This is a genomic window from Sphingosinicella xenopeptidilytica (assembly GCF_042676985.1).
GTDB lineage: Bacteria > Pseudomonadota > Alphaproteobacteria > Sphingomonadales > Sphingomonadaceae > Sphingosinicella > Sphingosinicella xenopeptidilytica.
Genome location: NZ_JBHTIK010000012.1, coordinates 143,685 through 161,377, shown reverse-complemented (window position 1 = coordinate 161,377; position 17,693 = coordinate 143,685). Strand labels below are relative to the sequence as shown.

17 protein-coding genes are annotated in these 17,693 nt (G+C 67.4%); 10 read left to right on the top strand and 7 right to left on the bottom strand.

The window, feature by feature from the left end:
* The first annotated feature begins 48 nt into the window (after positions 1 to 48).
* A complete protein-coding gene (locus tag ACFQ00_RS16330; RefSeq protein ID WP_381493215.1) occupies positions 49 to 651 on the top strand; it encodes a Pr6Pr family membrane protein in 603 nt (200 codons plus the stop codon).
* Positions 652 to 714: 63 nt separating this feature from the next.
* On the opposite strand, the gene ACFQ00_RS16325 is transcribed toward ACFQ00_RS16330, so the two are convergent.
* Both ACFQ00_RS16325 and ACFQ00_RS16320 read right to left on the bottom strand, forming a co-directional pair.
* A complete protein-coding gene (locus tag ACFQ00_RS16325; RefSeq protein WP_381493211.1) occupies positions 715 to 1,383 on the bottom strand; it encodes an OmpW/AlkL family protein in 669 nt (222 codons plus the stop codon).
* Between the two features lie 101 nt (positions 1,384 to 1,484).
* The gene (locus ACFQ00_RS16320; protein WP_381493208.1) at positions 1,485 to 2,804 is read right to left on the bottom strand and encodes a radical SAM protein; all 1,320 of its coding nucleotides are present in this window, start codon (positions 2,802 to 2,804) and stop codon (positions 1,485 to 1,487) included.
* Between the two features lie 116 nt (positions 2,805 to 2,920).
* On the opposite strand from ACFQ00_RS16320, the gene ACFQ00_RS16315 reads away from it, so the two are divergent.
* The 8 genes from ACFQ00_RS16315 to hrpB all read left to right on the top strand — a co-directional run bounded on the left by ACFQ00_RS16315 (position 2,921) and on the right by hrpB (position 12,547).
* A complete protein-coding gene (locus tag ACFQ00_RS16315) occupies positions 2,921 to 3,343 on the top strand; it encodes an NAD(P)H-dependent oxidoreductase subunit E (protein WP_381493205.1) in 423 nt (140 codons plus the stop codon).
* 3 nt (positions 3,344 to 3,346) lie between these two features.
* Positions 3,347 to 4,885, top strand: coding sequence for an NADH-ubiquinone oxidoreductase-F iron-sulfur binding region domain-containing protein (locus tag ACFQ00_RS16310; RefSeq protein WP_381493202.1), 1,539 nt, complete (start codon positions 3,347 to 3,349; stop codon positions 4,883 to 4,885).
* Positions 4,882 to 7,725 (top strand): formate dehydrogenase subunit alpha, encoded by a 2,844-nt coding sequence (fdhF, locus tag ACFQ00_RS16305; protein WP_381493199.1) that lies wholly within the window; start codon positions 4,882 to 4,884, stop codon positions 7,723 to 7,725. The genes ACFQ00_RS16310 and fdhF overlap by 4 nt, the downstream gene beginning before the upstream one ends.
* The gene (locus tag ACFQ00_RS16300) at positions 7,722 to 7,946 is read left to right on the top strand and encodes a formate dehydrogenase subunit delta (protein ID WP_381493196.1); all 225 of its coding nucleotides are present in this window, start codon (positions 7,722 to 7,724) and stop codon (positions 7,944 to 7,946) included. The genes fdhF and ACFQ00_RS16300 overlap by 4 nt, the downstream gene beginning before the upstream one ends.
* The gene (fdhD, locus tag ACFQ00_RS16295) at positions 7,939 to 8,721 is read left to right on the top strand and encodes a formate dehydrogenase accessory sulfurtransferase FdhD (protein WP_381493193.1); all 783 of its coding nucleotides are present in this window, start codon (positions 7,939 to 7,941) and stop codon (positions 8,719 to 8,721) included. The genes ACFQ00_RS16300 and fdhD overlap by 8 nt, the downstream gene beginning before the upstream one ends.
* Positions 8,722 to 8,747: 26 nt before the next feature.
* Positions 8,748 to 9,605: a formyltetrahydrofolate deformylase gene (gene purU, locus ACFQ00_RS16290; RefSeq protein ID WP_381493190.1), complete on the top strand. Its 858-nt coding sequence runs from the start codon at positions 8,748 to 8,750 to the stop codon at positions 9,603 to 9,605.
* 64 nt (positions 9,606 to 9,669) lie between these two features.
* Entirely contained in the window at positions 9,670 to 10,098 is a 429-nt protein-coding gene (locus ACFQ00_RS16285) for an OsmC family protein (protein ID WP_381493188.1), read from the top strand.
* 16 nt (positions 10,099 to 10,114) lie between these two features.
* Entirely contained in the window at positions 10,115 to 12,547 is a 2,433-nt protein-coding gene (hrpB, locus tag ACFQ00_RS16280; protein ID WP_381493186.1) for an ATP-dependent helicase HrpB, read from the top strand.
* Here hrpB and ACFQ00_RS16275 read toward each other — a convergent pair.
* Complete coding sequence (locus ACFQ00_RS16275; RefSeq protein WP_381493182.1) at positions 12,539 to 13,381, bottom strand: helix-turn-helix domain-containing protein; 843 nt, start codon at positions 13,379 to 13,381, stop codon at positions 12,539 to 12,541. The genes hrpB and ACFQ00_RS16275 overlap by 9 nt on opposite strands.
* Positions 13,382 to 13,510: 129 nt before the next feature.
* Here ACFQ00_RS16275 and ACFQ00_RS16270 point away from each other — a divergent pair, with 129 nt between their 5' ends.
* Positions 13,511 to 14,284: an SDR family oxidoreductase gene (locus ACFQ00_RS16270; RefSeq protein WP_381493179.1), complete on the top strand. Its 774-nt coding sequence runs from the start codon at positions 13,511 to 13,513 to the stop codon at positions 14,282 to 14,284.
* Positions 14,285 to 14,288: 4 nt separating this feature from the next.
* Here ACFQ00_RS16270 and ACFQ00_RS16265 read toward each other — a convergent pair whose 3' ends face one another.
* The 4 genes from ACFQ00_RS16265 to ACFQ00_RS16250 form a co-directional block, all read right to left on the bottom strand.
* On the bottom strand, positions 14,289 to 15,272 hold the full coding sequence (locus ACFQ00_RS16265; protein ID WP_381493177.1) for an ornithine cyclodeaminase family protein: 984 nt from the start codon (positions 15,270 to 15,272) through the stop codon (positions 14,289 to 14,291).
* Complete coding sequence (locus ACFQ00_RS16260) at positions 15,269 to 16,147, bottom strand: bile acid:sodium symporter family protein (RefSeq protein ID WP_381493173.1); 879 nt, start codon at positions 16,145 to 16,147, stop codon at positions 15,269 to 15,271. The genes ACFQ00_RS16265 and ACFQ00_RS16260 overlap by 4 nt, the downstream gene beginning before the upstream one ends.
* 21 nt (positions 16,148 to 16,168) lie before the next feature.
* A complete protein-coding gene (locus ACFQ00_RS16255) occupies positions 16,169 to 17,329 on the bottom strand; it encodes a dipeptidase (protein WP_381493170.1) in 1,161 nt (386 codons plus the stop codon).
* 66 nt (positions 17,330 to 17,395) lie between these two features.
* Positions 17,396 to 17,686 carry a hypothetical protein gene (locus tag ACFQ00_RS16250; RefSeq protein ID WP_381493167.1) on the bottom strand — a complete coding sequence of 97 codons (291 nt, stop codon included), beginning with the start codon at positions 17,684 to 17,686 and terminating at the stop codon, positions 17,396 to 17,398.
* Positions 17,687 to 17,693: the final 7 nt, after the last annotated feature.

Here is a 17,693-nt window from a genome sequence, read left to right as displayed (position 1 = left end):
AGCCTATCATGCGACCGTCGTTCGCATCCATCATGACAGCGAGAACGAATGCCGCTCGCGCGCCTGCTTGCTCTCCTCATCTGCCTTGCGGCCTGCACGGGCATCGGCATCGAATTCCAGAACCTTCTCGGCAAAGGCCAGTCGCTTGCCGGCGCAGTCTGGTCGCTCGCGGGTTATTTCACGATCCTGACGAACGCGATCGTCGCGGGCGTGTTCGGCGCAATCACCGCCGCAGCGGGCGGCACGCAAAAGCCGCGGACGCTTGCCGGGATCGCCGCCGCGATTGCGCTTGTCGGCGTCGTCTTCGCGTTGCTGCTCGAAGGGACACGGCCGCTCGGCGGCTCTGTCGCCGTGTCGGACTTCCTGCTGCACAAGTTCACACCTGTAGCCGTTCCGCTCTACTGGCTGCTGTTCACGCGCAAGGGCGCGCTGTCGTGGCGCGATCCGCTGCTGTGGGCGCTCTACCCACTCGCCTATCTCGGCTATGCGCTGGCGCGCGGGTTGTCGGAGGGGCGCTTCGCCTATCCGTTCATCGATGTCGGTGCGATCGGCTGGATGCAGGCCGCAATCAACGCGGCGGCCATCGGTGCCGCATTCGTCGTCGCGGGGCAGGTCATGGTCTTCGCCGACCGGCTGCTTGCTCGGCGCTGAACGCAAAAGAAAGCCCCTCCCCGGCATGATACCGAGGAGGGGTTTTCGTACCTGTCAGGCGGATCAGAAGCGGAAGCCGACGCCCGCGCCGACGACGATCGGATCGATATTGATCTTCACGCGCTGGGTTCCCGCCGCGGTCGTGTCGAGACGCGCGGTGGTATCCATGTCGATGTATTTGACGTCGAGGTTCAGGAACATCTTCTTGTTGAGATCGATGTCAAGGCCGGCCTGAACAGCCCAGCCGAAGCTGTCCTTCAGCCGTACGCGCGTTTCGCCGACGGCGCCTTCGAGCGCGTTCGATGCCTTGTCGTTGTAGAACATCGTGTAGTTGACGCCCGCGCCGACATACGGCCGCACCTTGCCTTCGGGCAGGAAGTGATACTGCGCCGTCAGCGTCGGCGGCAGCACCCACGTGGACGCGAGCTTGCCGATGGTTCCGGTCGTGCCCGTCTTGCCGCTCGCCGTGTGCTTGGTCGTGGCGGCGATCAATTCGAAGCCGATGTTGTTTGTCGCCATATAGGTGAAATCTACCTCGGGCGTCACGGCATTGTCGAGGCTGACCCCCTCACCCGGAAACGCGGGCAGCACGCTGCCGCTCTTCTCGTTCGGCGCGACGACGATGCCGCGCAGGCGCACGAGGAAATCACCCGCCGCGGCGTGAGCCAAATTCGGCGAAATTGTGGCCGCTGCGGCAATGCCCATCAGCATGGCGGCCTTGATACGGGTCATCAGGAATCCCCTTCAACGTGTTTGACCCCTCGGCCATACGCCCCCTGCGATCCATCACTTTGATCTGCCGCAAACATCGGCGATTTCTAGAACCGATGTGGTTATATTGCGCTGCTGAACCGCTGCGCATCTGGGTGCCGGTAGGCATCGAAGCACGCAGCGATCGCCCGCGCGTAGGGCAGCGCATCATCCTTCAGCGAAATCGCGTTCTCGCCCACGCTGCAAAGCCCTCGATCGACGAAAGGCTGCAGGCGCCCGCGCGTGTCGGCATCGGGCGGATGCCCCTCGAAAGGTGCCCAGCCGCCGCACAGGATCGCCTCGATGATCGCGCCCCGCCGCCTGTCGTCGTCGGTGCGGCAGACGCCGAGCGCGCCGGTGAGCTTCCCGTCGCCCGCGAGCCCGCGGTAACGGCCGACGTTCTTCTCGTTCTGCACGAAGCGATCGGAAAAGCTGCTGATCGCGGTGGCGCCGAGGCCAAGAAGGACCGCGCTCTCATCGTCCGTGAAGCCCTGAAAATTCCGCCGCAACCGGCCGTTTGCCGCCGCGCGCGCCATGCTGTCGTCCGGCAGCGCGAAATGATCGAAGCCGATCGGCTGGTATCCGGCGGCGACGAGCATCTCGTAACCCCGCTCCGCCATGCGGAAGCGCGCCTCGGCGCCGGGCAGATGCGTGCCGTCGATCCGGCGCTGGCGCGGAATGCGCGAAGGCAGATGCGCGTAGCCGAACAGCGCGATGCGATCGGGGGCCAGCCGGATGGCGTCCTCCAGCGTCGCGGCGAGGTCGTCGTCGGTCTGTTCGGGAAGCCCGTACATCAGATCGAAGTTCAGCGAACGGACACCCGCACCGCGCAGCGAGTCCACAGTGCGCTTTATCTCGTCCAGCGGCTGCACGCGACCGATCGCGGCCTGCACGTGCGGCGCGAACGTCTGCACGCCGAGGCTGACACGGCGAAACGGCGCCATCGCGACAATCCGCTCCCATTCCGGCGTGTAGCTGCGCGGATCGAGCTCGATCGCCATCTCGGCATCAAGCGCGCGGAAAGCCAATGTCAGCCGCTCCAGCAGGCGCACGAAGGCGATCGGCGGCACCGCATTCGGGCTGCCGCCGCCGAACGCGATGCTGCGCACGCGGCCGCGCCCCTGCAGCGTCCGCGCGACCGTGCCGATCTCCCGATCCAGCGCCTGCATGTAGGCGCCGAGCCGCTGGCGGTGCCCTGCAGCGCCCGTGTTGCAGCCACAATACCAGCAGATCGCATCGCAATAGGGGATATGGAGATAGAGCGAGAGCGCGGTTTCCGCCGCGATGCCGCTGAAGCCTTCCGCATGGAAGCCCGCCTCCACCGGGCGGAATTCCGCAGCGGTCGGATAGCTTGTGTAGCGCGGCACGGCGCTGCTCAGCAGTTCGGGGTAATACCTCCACATGCTGGCACTTTTCCCTCGCGCGCGCCGGGGGTCATTGACGCAGGTCAATCGACGCTGCGCGCGACAAAGCCGAATTGAAATTGTTCATAAGGCCCGGCGGCGCTACACCGCCCGGCATGAGGGACGATCGCCTGGCCGACATCATCGCGGCGCACAGCCACCGCGAGGGCGCGCTGCTGCCCATCCTGAACGACGTGCAGGCGACGTTCGGCTGCGTGGACGAGGACGCGGTGCGCAGCATTGCCGCCGCGCTCAACCTCAGCCGCGCCGAGGTGCACGGCGTCGTCAGCTTCTACCACGACTACAAGGCGAAGGCCGATCCGCGCCCCGTCCTCAAGCTCTGCCGCGCCGAGGCGTGTCAGGCGCGCGGCGTGGACGCTCTGGCCGCGCACGCGGAAAAAGCAGCGGGTGAGCGCGTGCACATCGAAACCGTCTATTGCCTCGGCCTCTGCTCCGTCGGCCCAGCCGCGATGACGAACGGCGACGTGCACGCAAGGCTGGATGCTGCCCGTCTCAGCACATTGATCGAGGCGCTCTAGGCCATGCAGATACGCATTTCCGACGATGCGGCGGCGCTTGCCTGCGGTGCAGACGCGGTCGCCGAGGCGTTCACGAAGGCGGGACATGCGCCGCAGCGCGTATCCAGCTGGGGGATGCACTGGCTGGAACCGCTCGTCGAGGTGGACGGCATCGGCTACGGCCTCGTGACGCCGGACCGCGTGGGCGACATCCTCGCGGGCCGGGCGGAAGACCTTCGCATCGGCGCCGTCGCCGACCACCCGTTCATCAAGGGCCAGCAGCGCCTCACCTTCGCGCGCTTCGGCAAGACGCGGCCGCTCAGCCTCGAAGACTATGCCGCGACCGGCGGCTGGAAGGGCCTCGAGCGCGCCCGCGCGCTCGGGCCGGACGATACCATCGCCGAAGTGCTCGCCTCGGGCCTGCGCGGGCGCGGCGGCGCGGGCTTCCCGGCGGGCATCAAGTGGCGGACGGTGGCGGAGGCCAAGGGACCGCGCAAGTTCATCGTCTGCAACGCCGACGAGGGCGACAGCGGCACCTTCGCCGACCGCATGGTGATGGAGGGCGATCCCTTCATGCTGATCGAGGGGCTCGCCATCGCGGGCCTCGCCGTCGGCGCGAACAAGGCCTACGTCTACATCCGCAGCGAATACCCGCACGCCATCGCCAAGATGGAGGCCGCCGCCGCGCTCGCCGCGCCCGCGATCGCACCGTTCGAGGTCGAAATCCGCACCGGCGCGGGTGCCTACGTGTGCGGCGAGGAAACCTCGCTCCTCAACAGCCTCGAAGGGAGGCGCGGCGAGGTCCGCGCCAAGCCGCCGCTCCCCGCGCATGAGGGCCTGTTCGGCTGCCCCACCGTCATCAACAACGTGCTGACGCTCGCCGCCATCCCGTTCGTGCTCGGCGAGGGCGCGAAGGCCTACGCGGAGTACGGCATGGGCCGGTCGCGCGGCACCATGCCCGTGCAGCTTGCCGGGAACATCAGGTATGGCGGCCTCTACGAGACGGCGTTCGGCATCACGCTCGGCAGCCTCGTGAACGAGATCGGCGGCGGCACCGCAAGCGGCCGCCCGGTGCGCGCCGTGCAGGTCGGCGGGCCGCTCGGCGCCTACATTCCGCGCACGCAGTTCGACCTGCCGTTCGATTACGAGGCGTTCGCGGCGGCGGACGGCCTCATCGGCCACGGCGGCATCGTGGTGTTCGACGATACCGTCGACATGCTGCGGCAGGCGCGCTTCGCCATGCAGTTCTGCGCAGCGGAAAGCTGCGGAAAATGCACGCCCTGCCGCATCGGCGCGGTGCGCGGCGTCGAGACGATCGACCGCATCGTCGCGGGCGGACGGCGGGCCGGCGCGGTCGAGACCCTGCCGCAGATCCACAACGCCCCGCGCCGCGCACGCTCGGCATCTGACGAGATCGCGCTGCTCCGCGACCTCTGCGAAACCATGAAGTTCGGCTCGCTCTGCGCGCTCGGCGGCTTCACGCCCTACCCCGTGCTTTCGGCGCTCAATCACTTTCCCGAGGATTTTGTGGTAGAGTCCGCCGCTGAAGGAAACGCAGCATGACCTACGTTCGCCAGAGCGATTTCGGCACGCCCGCCTCGTCCGCGGACGAAACCGTCACGCTCAGCATCGACGGGCGCAGCGTCACCGTGCCCGCCGGCACCACCGTGATGCGCGCCGCCGCCGAAATCGGCACCGCGATTCCGAAGCTGTGCGCAACCGACAACCTCAAGCAGTTCGGCTCCTGCCGCCTCTGCCTCGTCGAGATCGACGGCGCCCGCGGCACGCCCGCTTCCTGCACCACCCCTGTCGCAAGCGGCATGGTGGTGCACACGGAGACACCACGCCTGCAGAAGCTGCGGCGGGGCGTGATGGAGCTTTACATCTCCGATCACCCGCTCGACTGCCTCACATGCAGCGCCAACAACGACTGCGAGCTTCAGGACCAGGCCGCCGCCGTGGGCCTGCGCGACGTGCGCTACGGCTATGAGGGTGAGAACCACCTCGCGCTCGATCTCGATACGTCGAACCCCTATTTCGATTTCGACCCGTCGAAATGCATCGCCTGCTCGCGCTGCGTGCGCGCCTGCGACGAGGTGCAGGGCACGTTCGCGCTGACCATCGAGGGGCGCGGCTTCGACTCCAAGGTCTCGGCGGGCCTTGGCTCCGACGACTTCCTCGGCTCCGAATGCGTCTCCTGCGGCGCCTGCGTGCAGGCCTGCCCCACGGCGACGCTTCAGGAAAAGTCGGTGAAGGAGATCGGCCTACCCGACCGCAGCGTCGTCACCACCTGCGCCTATTGCGGCGTCGGCTGCACCTTCCGCGCCGAGATGCGCGGCGAGCAGCTCGTGCGCATGGTGCCGTGGAAGGACGGCAAGGCCAATCGCGGCCACAGCTGCGTCAAGGGCCGCTTCGCGTGGGGCTATGCGCAGCACGCCGACCGCATCCTGAAGCCGATGATCCGCGCCAGCATCGACCAGCCGTGGCGCGAGGTCGAATGGGACGAAGCCTTCGCTTACGCCGCCTCCGAGCTGAAGCGCATCGCCGCGAAGTACGGCGACAAGGCGCTCGGCGGCATCACCTCGTCGCGCTGCACGAACGAGGAGACCTTCCTCGTGCAAAAACTGATCCGCGCCGGCTTCGGCAACAACAATGTCGATACGTGCGCGCGCGTCTGCCACTCGCCGACAGGCTACGGCCTCAAGACCACGTTCGGCACATCGGCGGGCACGCAGGATTTCGACAGCGTCGAACACAGCGATGTCATGCTCGTCATCGGCGCGAACCCCACCGACGGGCATCCCGTGTTCGCCAGCCGCATGAAACGCCGCTTGCGGCAGGGCGCGAAGCTGATCGTCATCGATCCGCGCCGTACCGATCTCGTCCGCTCGCCGCATATCGAGGCCGCACATCACCTGCCGCTGCGCCCCGGTACCAACGTGGCGGTGATGACAGCAATGGCGCATGTCATCGTCACCGAAGGCCTCGCCAATGAAGCCTTCATCCGCGAGCGCTGCGACTGGGACGAGTATCAGGACTGGGCAGCGTTCGTATCAGAGGCGAAGCACTCGCCCGAAACGCTCGCCGCCGTCACCGGCGTCGATCCCGCCGAACTTCGCGCAGCCGCACGCCTCTATGCAACCGGGGGCAACGCCGCGATCTATTACGGCCTCGGCGTCACCGAACACAGCCAGGGCTCTTCCACCGTCATGGCCATCGCCAACCTCGCGATGGTCACGGGCAACATCGGCCGTCCGGGCGTCGGCGTGAATCCCCTCCGCGGCCAGAACAACGTGCAGGGCGCCTGCGACATGGGAAGCTTCCCGCACGAGCTTTCCGGCTATCGCCACATCTCGGACGCCGCCGCGCGCAAGCTGTTCGAGGATGACTGGGGCGTCCCCCTCGATCCCGAACCCGGTCTCCGCATTCCAAACATGCTCGACGCCGCCGTCGACGGCACGTTCAAGGCGCTCTACGTGCAGGGCGAAGATATTCTCCAGTCCGACCCGGACACCAAGCACGTCGCCGCCGGTCTTGCCGCGATGGAATGCGTGATCGTCCACGACCTGTTTTTGAACGAGACCGCGAACTACGCGCACATCTTCCTGCCCGGCTCCACCTTCCTCGAAAAGGACGGCACGTTCACCAACGCCGAACGCCGCATCCAGCCGGTGCGCAAGGTGATGTCGCCGCTCAATGGCTATTCCGACTGGGAGGTGACGCAGCGGCTCGCGCAGGCGCTAGGCCTCGACTGGCATTACACGCACCCGTCCGAAATCATGGACGAGATCGCCCGCCTGACGCCGAGCTTCGCGGGCGTCAGCTTCGACCGCCTTGATGCCGAAGGCTCGATGCAGTGGCCGGTGAACGATGCCGCACCGGACGGCACGCCCATCATGCACATCGATGGTTTCGTCCGCGGGCGCGGCAAGTTCGTCGTCACCGACTATGTGCCGACCGACGAGCGCACGGGCCCGCGCTTTCCGCTGTTGCTCACCACCGGCCGCATCCTCTCGCACTACAACGTCGGCGCGCAGACGCGGCGAACAGCGAACGTCGCGTGGCACCCGGAAGATCTACTCGAGATTCATCCCACAGACGCCGAAAATCGCGGCCTCAATGACGGCGACTGGGTGAAGCTCGCCAGCCGCTCGGGTGAGACGACGCTGCGCGCGCTGGTGACGGACCGCGTGGCGCCGGGCGTCGTCTACACCACCTTCCACCATCCGATGACGCAGGCGAACGTCGTCACCACCGATTATTCGGACTGGGCCACCAACTGCCCCGAATACAAGGTAACGGCGGTGCAGGTGAGTGCCTCCAACGGGCCGACGGATTGGCAGGAGGATTATTCGCGCCATAGCGAACGCGCGCGCCGGATCGAAGGAATCGCGGCAGAATGAGTCCTGCGGAAAAGCTCGTCTACATGGCGAACCAGATCGCCCGGAACCTCGAAACCGCAGGGCCGGAGCACGCCGCCCGGCAGACGGCGGAGCACATCATCGCGTTCTGGGACCCGCGCATGAAAGACATGATCCTCCGCCACTTCGACGCTGGCGGAAACGGCCTTTCCGATATCGCGCGCGCCGCGATCGCCGAGGTCCGCGCGAACGTCGATGCCTGACACGTCCGCGCGGCAAACGCGGTTCACGGAAATCTTCACGTCCGGCAACGACACCGAAATCACGCGCGACATTCCAGTCGAAGTCCCTGTCGCGCTCGAATTCAACGGCATCGCCTATGCGGTGATGATGGCGACCCCCACGGACCTTGCCGATTTCGTCACCGGCTTCGCGATCACCGAACGGCTCGTGAAGCAAGCAAACGAAGTCGGCGGCATCGACATCGCGGAAACAGACAAAGGCTGGATCGTCCGCATTCAGCTTCCCGCCGAGGTCGCCGAACCCGTGATGGAACGCGCGCGCCGTCGCGTTTCGGAGAGCAGCTGCGGCCTTTGCGGTATCGAAAATCTCGAACAGATCGCCCGCCCCTTGCCGCGCATCGCCGCGCCACTCGCGATAGACCCGCAGGTGATATTCGCCGCGCTCGGTGCACTGCGCGACCACCAGCTGCTCGGCCGCCGCACCGCCGCCGTCCACGCCGCCGCCTTCTGCGACAGCACCGGCACCATCCTCGCCGCCCGCGAGGACGTCGGCCGCCACAACGCGCTCGACAAGCTGATCGGTGCGCTCGCTATCGCGGGCATCGCGGCGAGCGACGGATTCTTCCTGCTCACCGCCCGGTGCAGCTACGAGCTTGTCGAGAAAACCGTCGTCGCGGGCGGCCGCGCGCTCGCCACCATCTCCGCGCCGACAACCCTCGCCATAGACCGCGCAAAAGCCGCGGGACTGGCACTGCATGTACTGACAAGAGAAGATTCACTCTTGCGCGTCATGTAGCGATTGCGTTTCAGGGGGATATGGCGATGGAATCCAGCAACATCTGCACGTTGACGCTGTCGTGCGCCGACAAGCCGGGCCTCGTCGCGGCGGTCGCCACGCGGCTTGCCGAAAGTGGCGGCAACATCCTCGATGCGCAGCAGTTCAACGATCAGCTCACCGACCGCTTCTTCATGCGCGTCGTCTTCGATCTCGACGCATCGGCGCAGGCGGGCTTCAAGGCGCGCTTCGCGGCGCTCGCCGCGGCGCACGCCATGGACTGGCGCGTGCGCTCTGCCGCCGAGAAGATGCGCGTGCTGCTGCTCGTCTCGAAGTTCGATCACTGCCTCACCGATCTGCTCTACCGCCAGCGCATCGGCGAGCTTGAGATGGACGTCGTCGGCATCGTCTCCAACCATCCGAAGGACCCGATCGCGCCGATCAACGGCGGTATCCCCTTCCACCACCTGCCGATCACGAAGGACACGAAGGCAGCGCAGGAAGCCGCAATCAAGCGCATCGTGGACGAAAGCGGCGCAGAACTCGTGGTCCTCGCCCGCTACATGCAGATCCTGTCGGATGATCTCGCGGCGTTCCTCACGGGACGCTGCATCAACATCCACCACAGCTTCCTGCCCGGTTTCAAGGGCGCCAAGCCCTATCACCAGGCGCACGCGCGTGGCGTGAAGATCATCGGCGCGACCGCGCATTACGTGACCGCCGATCTCGACGAAGGCCCGATCATCGCGCAGGACGTCGAGCACATCAGCCACACGGACACGCCCGACGACCTCGTCCGCAAGGGCCGCGACATCGAGCGCCGCGTGCTCGCCCGCGCCGTCCGCTACCACCTGCAGGACCGGGTGCTGCTGAACGGCGCCACCACGGTGGTTTTCCGCGACTAGGCTCGGTGGACTCACCGCCCGAATCTGCATAGCCTCGCTGTTCTTCCGTAAACAGGAGCAGGCCATGAAGATCGATCGCAAGGGTTCCGCGCACTGGGAAGGCGGCCTCAAGGACGGCCGGGGCACCATCTCCACACAGAGCGGCGCGCTCGACGAACGGCCCTACGGCTTCGCCATGCGCTTCGAGGGCGTGCCCGGTACCAACCCCGAAGAGCTGATCGGCGCGGCGCACGCAGGCTGCTTCACGATGGCGCTGTCGCTGATTCTCGGCGAGGCCGGGCTCACCGCCGACAGCCTCGACACCACGGCCACTGTGACGCTGGAGAAACTGGAGACCGGCTTCACAATCACCGCGATCCACCTGAAACTGGAAGCGAAGGTTCCGGGAACGGATGATGCCGCTTTCCAGGAGCTTGCCGCCAAGGCCAAGGCAAACTGCCCGGTTTCGAAGCTGCTGAACGCAAACATCACGCTCGACGCGGCACTCGTCTGACTCTTAAAGGGCAGGCGTGAGCGACAGCCTGCCCATTCATGCCGTTCTGCCCGCGCTGCTTGCGGCGCTACGCGAAAACGCGTCCGCCGTGCTTGTCGCGCCGCCGGGTGCGGGCAAGACCACGGCGGTTGCGCCCGCGCTGCTTGGAGAGGCGTGGGTAGCATCAGGGCAAATCCTGCTGCTCTCGCCCCGCCGCCTCGCCGCACGCGCCGCCGCCGAACGCATGGCGGAGCTTGCGGGCGAACCCGTCGGCAAGACCATCGGCTATGCCACGCGGCTCGACAGCAAGCACGGCAAGGACACGCGCATCCTCGTGCTCACCGAGGGCATTTTCCGCAATCGCATCCAGGCCGACCCCGAACTCCCGGGTGTTTCCGCCGTGCTGTTCGATGAGATCCACGAGCGCAGCCTCGACAGCGATTTCGGCCTCGCGCTCGCACTTGACGCTCAGGCCGCTCTCCGCCCCGACCTCCGCATCCTGCCGATGTCGGCGACGCTCGACGGCGCGCGCTTCTCGAAGCTGCTGGACGGCGCGCCCGTCATCGAGAGCGAGGGCCGCAGCTATCCGCTCGATATCCGTTATCTTGGCCGCAGCGCCGAGCAGCGCATCGAAGATTCGATGGCCCCGGCCATTCGCCGCGCGCTCGGCGAGACCGATGGCGACCTCCTCGCCTTCCTGCCCGGCGTCGCCGAGATCGAGCGAACCGCCGAGCGGTTGGAAGGGCTCCCCGGCATCGCGCTGCACCGCCTGCACGGCAGTCTCGATCCCGCCGCGCAGCGTGCCGCGATCCGCAAGGGCGCGCCCGGCACGCGCAAGATCGTGCTCGCGACCAGCATCGCCGAGACCAGCCTCACCATCGACGGCGTCCGCATCGTCGTCGATTCGGGCCTCGCGCGCCGTGCCCGCTACGATCGCAGCGGCGGCATGACACGCCTCGTCACCGAACGCGCCAGCCAGGCCGCCGTCACGCAGCGGGCGGGCCGCGCCGCGCGGCAGGGGCCGGGCGTGTGCTACCGGCTGTGGGAAGAAGCCGCGACGGCGGGGATGCCGCCGTTCGATCCACCGGAAATCCTCGAAGCCGATCTCTCCGCGCTGGTCCTCGACTGCGCGATCTGGGGTGCCGCCGATCCCGGCACGCTGCGCTGGCTCGACCCGCCGCCCGACGCCGCCGTAGCGGAAGCACGCGAGCGACTACAGTTGCTGGACGCGCTCGACGCGGAGAACCGCCCGACGCCGCACGGCCGCCGCATCGCCGAGCTGCCGCTGCCCCCGCGCCTCGCACATATGATCCTCGCGGCGTCCGAACGCGGCTGGGGCCACACTGCGGCAGAGGTCGCCGTGCTGCTTTCGGAGCGAGGCCTCGGCGGGAATGACGCCGATCTCGAACAACGCCTCGCCCGCTGGCGCCGCGAGCGCGGCACGCGCGCCGACGCCGCGCGCGGCCTTGCCGGGCGGTGGCAGCGCATGGCGGGCGGTGATGGCGAAGGCCCGGTCGCGGCGTGCATCGCGCTCGCTTTCCCGGACCGGATCGCGAAGCGGCGCGGAAACAACGGCGAGGACTGGGCCTCCTCCGGCGGGCGCGGCTTCCGGCTCGATCCCGCCTCGCCGCTTGCCGCGCAGACGTACCTCGCCGTCGCCGACGTGCAGGGCGCGGCCTCCGGCGCGCGCATCCTTGCCGCCGCCGCCATTGCGCCCGACCTCATCGAATCGCTGTTCGCGGACCGCATCGAGACCGTGCGCCGCGTCCGTGCCGACGGCGCGGGCGGCATCCTCGCGACACGCGAACGCCGCCTCGGCAGCCTCGCCCTGTCGTCCGGGCAGGACGACAGCCCCGATCCCGCCGCCATCGCCGCCGCGCTTCTCGAAGCCGCGCGCAAGGCCGGTGTCGCGGCACTGCCCTTTTCCGAACACGCCCGCGCGCTGCAACGCCGCGCCACCTTCGCCCGCCGCGTCGATCCCGCGATCCCGGACATCGGCGACGAGGCGCTCGCTGCCGACATGGAAGACTGGCTGCCGCCGCTCCTCGACGGCAAAAGGTCGCTCGGCGCCATCAGCGCATCAGCGCTCACGCAGATGCTGGAAGCGCGCCTCGGCTGGGCGGGCAAGACCGCCGTCGATCGCCTCGCCCCCGAGGCCTTCGTGTCGCCGCTCGGCAGCCACCATGCCATCGATTATGCGGCGGAGGGCGGCCCGGCGGTCGAGCTTCGCGTGCAGGCGCTGTTCGGCCTCGCCGCGCATCCCGTGGTCGCCGGAAACGTGCCGCTCGTGCTCCGCCTCACCTCGCCCGCAGGGCGCCCGATCCAGACCACGAAAGACCTGCCCGGCTTCTGGTCGGGAAGCTGGGCGGCGGTCGCGAAGGAGATGCGCGGCCGCTATCCGAAGCATCCGTGGCCCGATGATCCGGCGGCCGCCGCGCCGACGCTCCGCACCAAGCGCGCTTCAGGTTGAAGCGGCAGCCCTTCGCCAGTCCCGCGGCGAAAGGCCGGTATGCGCACGGAACGCCGCCGAGAAGTGGCTCGGTGTCGAAAAGCCCACCGAAAGCGCGATTTCCGTCACGTTTTCGCGCGTATCCGCGAGCAGACGCTTGGCGCGGTCTATCCGGCGGCGGATCACATATTGATGCGGAGACATGCCGAACGCCGTGCGGAAGGCCGCGAGGAATTCGTGCACGCCCATCTGCGCCACCCCGGCGAGTTCCGCCAGTGTGTGCGGCGCATCGGGCGCCGCCTCGATCCGATCGACGAGCGCGCGTCTCGCCGCCGGTGCGAGCGAGCGCTTCCGCTGGGCGCGCCGGATGCCGATCGTCTGCATCACATGCAGCCGGATGCCCTCGGCCAGCGTATCGGAGAGGAGCAGCGACAGGGCATCGTCGGGATCGATCGCCGCCATTCGCTCTGCCGCATGATGCAGGAACGGATCGCGCACCGCGAGCCGGGCGGAGGGCGCCCTGTCGCCGAGCAACGCGGCCGGGATCGCCACTTCGCAGTAATCGACCGTGCCGCCCCGCGCCAGCGCCGCATAACGCGCGCCCGCGGGGATGATCCAGATGTCGCCGACCTCCGGCAGCACATGCGCCGCAGGGCCGTTTTCGAACACGGTTTCCATCCGGTTCAGCCGCCCGGCGCGATGGATGACGAAGACGTGGTCGTCGCTGGCGATGCGCCAGTCCGTGGGTTTGCCGATATCTTCGCGCGCGAAGGTGAAACCGATCCCGCGCGCCTTGAACGCATGCCGCGCCAGCACCGTGCGCTGCGCTTCCACCTGTTCCTCGCCCGACGCCATAACCGACACCTCGCTGCCGTAAGCGTAACGCAGGCCGTGGCTTCGGAGAATTCGAAAGTCTGCAACGAATCCGAAAGTTCGCGCCTTCGCCGCCCGCTATCGTGGCCACGTTTCAATCGGGAGAAGACCATGGCCGACCACAGCATCACAGGAAAGCGCGTGCTCATTGCGGGCGGCGCGAAGAATCTCGGCGGCCTCATCGCCCGCGATCTCGCCGCGCACGGTGCATCAGCGGTCGCGGTGCACTACAACAGCGACGCCACGCGCGGTGCGGCAGAGGAGACGGCAGCGGTGGTGGAAGCCGCGGGCGCGAAGGTGGCGCTGCTTCAGGCCGACCTCACCACGGCGGCGGCGGTGGAAAAGCTCTTCACCGACACGGTCGCGGCGCTCGGCGGCGTCGACATCGCCATCAACACCACGGGCATGGTGCTGAAGAAGCCGTTCGCGGAGATCACCGAGGACGAATACGACACGATGTTCGCGATCAACGCGAAGGCGGCGTTCTTCTTCATCAAGGAAGCGGGCAGGCATCTTTCCGACAACGGCAAGCTGATGACGCTCGTCACCTCGCTGCTCGGCGCCTTCACGCCCTTCTATTCCGCCTACGCCGGTGCGAAAGCGCCCGTCGAGCACTTCACCCGCGCGGCCTCCAAGGAGTTCGGTGCACGCGGCATATCGGTGACGGCGGTTGGCCCGGGGCCGATGGACACGCCGTTCTTCTATGGCCAGGAGGCGGCGGACGCGGTCGCCTATCACAAGTCCGCCGCTTCGCTTTCGTCGTTCAGCAAGACCGGCCTCACCGATATCGAGGATATCGTGCCGCTCGTGCGCTTCCTCGTTTCCGAAGGCTGGTGGATCACCGGGCAGACGATCCTCGCCAACGGCGGCTACACGACGAAGTAGGACCTCAGAACGGTGCCGCTGTCCCGAGGCCCAGCTTTTTCGCTTCCTCGAAGACGTGCCAGCCCGCCGCGAGGTCCTGCACGATGTGGCCGAGCGACTTGTAGATGGTGATTTCGTCGTCACGGCTGCGCCCCGCGAGCGTCCCACCGAAGACCTCGCCGATCTCGCCCACGACATGCGCATCGTCCACCACGCCCGCCGCCTTCGCGTTCAGGAATTCTGACCCCTGCGCGAGCACGCCTGGTCGGTAGTCGGCGATGAAGCGTGATGCCGCGACGAGATCGTTCGCGATCTCGGCGGGCCCGGCGCGACTGGACCCCACGACATTGATGTGCGTGCCCGGCTTCACGTCGGCAAGCACGAGGATGGGTTCGGCGGCGGCGGTCGTCGTGCAGATGATGTCCGCATCGCGAACGGCGCTCGCCACATCGGGTGCGGCTTCGGCATCAAGGCCCAGTTCCTCGCGCACGCGCAGCGCGAACCGCTCCGCCTGTTCCACCGAGCGCCCCCACACGGTGAGGCCGGTGATCGGCCGCACATAGCGCACCGCCGCGGCGTGCCGCCACGCCTGCTCGCCGTAGCCGAGGATCGCGAGCCGCGACGGGCCCGGCCGTGCGAGCGCATCGGTCGCCGCGGCAGATGCCGCCGCCGTGCGGATCGCCGTGACGATACTGCCGTCGATGATCGCGACGGGCGCGCCGCCCTCCGGCTCGAACAGCACGACGATGCCCTGATGCGAATGCTTGCCGAGCGCGAAATTGCCCGGATAGACACTGACGATCTTGGCGCCGAACGTGCCGCCCAGCATCGCCCCCGGCATCACGCCGAACGCATTGCCGCCATTCAGGTCAACGATATTGCGGAGCGGCTGGCGCGTCTCCCCGCGCGAGAGCGCCGCCATGGCCTCGCGCACCAGACGGATACAATCTTCGTAGCCGAGCAGGCGTTCGGTGTCGGCCGCGCCGACGATCATCAGCGGCGCGCTCACGCGGCGGCACCGATCCGCCGCCGGAACCAGCGGACGAGCAGCAGGGCGTTCACGATCATGGCAACTCCGTAGATATTCTGGGTAACGGCGAGCGACAGGCTGTCGAGCACCGTCAATGTCAGGAAGGTCGCGAGCGTCACGTTGTGCACGCCGACCTCGATGGAGAGCGTCATCGCGTCGCGCGGCTTCGCGCCGATCACCGCCGCGAGCAGCAGCCCCGCCGCCATCGCGACAACGTTAAGCACCCAGATCGCGGGGCCGGCGCTCACGATGTTCGCCAGCACCATTTCGAGGCTGACACCGACCGCGAAGGCAATGACACCGATCAGCACGATCATCGATACGGGACGCAGGCGGCGGCTGAGCGGTTCCGCCACATCCGGCCAGAAGCGGCGCACGATCATGCCGACACCGAGCGGCAGGATGGTCATCTTCACGAGCTGGAGCATCGTGTCCGGCACCGAAAGCGCGGGCACCGTGCCTTCCAGCCCGAAATGCCGCAGCCCCCACTGGAGCAGCAGCGGGATCGAGAACACGGTGATGAGGCTGGAAAGCGCCGTCAGGATCACCGCGAGCGCGACGTTGCCGCGCCCGATAAAGGTGATCGCGTTCGAAGTCGTCCCCGCCGGACAAATGCCGAGGATGAACAGGCCGAAGGCAAGCTCCGGCGGCAGGCGGAACAGGACGCCGATGGCGAGCGCCAGAAACGGCATGATGATGAGCTGGCCGAAAAGACCGGTCAGCACGATCTTCCGGTTCGAAAGCACCATGCCGAAATCGCCGAGCTTCAAGGTCAGCCCCATGCTGAACATGATCAGCATCAGGCCCACAGGCACGAACGCCGTGTTGATGAAAGCGATCATCGCGTCAGACATGGAATTCCCCCTCGCGCCTCTTTATGCGCCCCAGACGGTCTTTGCATAGGCGACGAAATTCGCACCGAGAATCTTCTCGATGCGCGCATCCGAATGGCCGCGCCGGCGCAGCCGGTCGGCAAGATCATGAAATTGCGACGGCCCGCGCAGATCAAGCACGAAAGGCAGCGTATCGGGGTTCTCGCCCTTCGCGCCGATGCCCGCCGCACGCCGGTCCGCGATCTCCTTGGCGATCTTCGCCCTGTAGGCGCCGAGATCGTCGATCGTGGTGATGCCGCCGTCGGTGCCGATGCCGACGTGATCCTCGCCGCAGACCTTCACGGCGTGCTCGATGTGCGCCACCACGTCGTCGGCGGTCGCCTTGCTCGTGGGGGTGAGGAACGGCATGAAATAGATGCCGACGAACCCGCCCCGCTCCGCGACAAGCCGCAGTTCGGCATCGGTCTTGTTGCGCGGCAGATCGGTGAGCGCGCGGCAGCCGGTGTGGTTGATCGAGATCGGCTGCTTCGAAATCCTTGCGGCTTCAAGGCAGGTCTTCTCGCCGCTGTGCGACAGGTCGACCATCACGCGGTTCGCATTCAGCCGCTCCACGACCTCGCGCCCGAACGGTGTCAGGCCCCGGTTCTCCGGTGCCATCGACCCGTCGCCGACAGCATTCGCGGGGTTGTAGGTCAGCTGAATGATCCGCACGCCGAGATTGGCGAACACGTCGGCACGGCTCGCGTCGCTGCCCAGCATCGTCGTGTTCTGGAAACCGTAGATGAGGCCGACGCGGTTTTCGCGTTTCGCGCGCAGGATGTCGTCCGCGCTTTCGATCTTCAGGAGATCGTTCGGATAGCGGCGCGCCACCGCGTCCCAGTGCGCGATCTCGCGTACGGTCTGCTCGAACGGTTCGTTGGGGCCGAATACATGGCCGATGGTGATGTTGACGGCGGTGAGGCCGGATGCGCGCGCGTCGTCGATTACGCGCCGGTCGATTACCGCGTCGGTCGAGGTCCAACCGGAAGCCTCTTTGCGCTCAGGCGGTTCGACATTGGGATTGGAAAGCCCGCCGAGCGCGTTCACGACGATCGCGCCTGACGGCACGCCCTTCTGCGCGGCAAACGCCGGACCGGTGGCGAGCAGCGCGGCCCCCGCACCGCCGAGAGCGAGCAGCTCGCGCCGGTTGAAATTCGAACCCATGTCGCGCCCCCTTCATGCTCTTATCCGATAGAGCATGGCGCGCCCGGCGCGTAAAGCGTTACGGGATCAGTAGGCGGGCGGGTCGCTGGCCGGGAAGGACTCGTCGACCGCCTGATCGACCTTATCCCACTTGCGCTTCGGCGTGTCGCGCATCGCCTCGTGCCCGGCAGAGCGCGTCTGGTCGAAGTTTTCCGGTTCAGCCTCGCCCGGCGCGAACGCAGCGGCCCCGGTCGCGGTCTTGCGGGACCGGAAGAACTGCCAACCGGCGATCGCGGCGGCCGTCGCACCAAGCCCCGCGATGAGCCCGATCACGCCTGCCTTGCCACGCGTAGCGTCGCGTACTGCGGTTCCGTACATGCTGGTC

What these genes read in the sequence shown, in the direction of transcription:
- ACFQ00_RS16330 (WP_381493215.1), top strand. Translation starts at nt 49, where the DNA reads ATGCCGCTCGCGCGCCTGCTTGCTCTCCTCATCTGCCTTGCGGCCTGC.
- ACFQ00_RS16325 (WP_381493211.1), bottom strand. Translation starts at nt 1,383, where the DNA reads ATGACCCGTATCAAGGCCGCCATGCTGATGGGCATTGCCGCAGCGGCC.
- ACFQ00_RS16320 (WP_381493208.1), bottom strand. Translation starts at nt 2,804, where the DNA reads ATGTGGAGGTATTACCCCGAACTGCTGAGCAGCGCCGTGCCGCGCTAC.
- ACFQ00_RS16315 (WP_381493205.1), top strand. Translation starts at nt 2,921, where the DNA reads ATGAGGGACGATCGCCTGGCCGACATCATCGCGGCGCACAGCCACCGC.
- ACFQ00_RS16310 (WP_381493202.1), top strand. Translation starts at nt 3,347, where the DNA reads ATGCAGATACGCATTTCCGACGATGCGGCGGCGCTTGCCTGCGGTGCA.
- fdhF (WP_381493199.1), top strand. Translation starts at nt 4,882, where the DNA reads ATGACCTACGTTCGCCAGAGCGATTTCGGCACGCCCGCCTCGTCCGCG.
- ACFQ00_RS16300 (WP_381493196.1), top strand. Translation starts at nt 7,722, where the DNA reads ATGAGTCCTGCGGAAAAGCTCGTCTACATGGCGAACCAGATCGCCCGG.
- fdhD (WP_381493193.1), top strand. Translation starts at nt 7,939, where the DNA reads ATGCCTGACACGTCCGCGCGGCAAACGCGGTTCACGGAAATCTTCACG.
- purU (WP_381493190.1), top strand. Translation starts at nt 8,748, where the DNA reads ATGGAATCCAGCAACATCTGCACGTTGACGCTGTCGTGCGCCGACAAG.
- ACFQ00_RS16285 (WP_381493188.1), top strand. Translation starts at nt 9,670, where the DNA reads ATGAAGATCGATCGCAAGGGTTCCGCGCACTGGGAAGGCGGCCTCAAG.
- ACFQ00_RS16275 (WP_381493182.1), bottom strand. Translation starts at nt 13,381, where the DNA reads ATGGCGTCGGGCGAGGAACAGGTGGAAGCGCAGCGCACGGTGCTGGCG.
- ACFQ00_RS16270 (WP_381493179.1), top strand. Translation starts at nt 13,511, where the DNA reads ATGGCCGACCACAGCATCACAGGAAAGCGCGTGCTCATTGCGGGCGGC.
- ACFQ00_RS16260 (WP_381493173.1), bottom strand. Translation starts at nt 16,147, where the DNA reads ATGTCTGACGCGATGATCGCTTTCATCAACACGGCGTTCGTGCCTGTG.
- ACFQ00_RS16255 (WP_381493170.1), bottom strand. Translation starts at nt 17,329, where the DNA reads ATGGGTTCGAATTTCAACCGGCGCGAGCTGCTCGCTCTCGGCGGTGCG.
- ACFQ00_RS16250 (WP_381493167.1), bottom strand. Translation starts at nt 17,686, where the DNA reads ATGTACGGAACCGCAGTACGCGACGCTACGCGTGGCAAGGCAGGCGTG.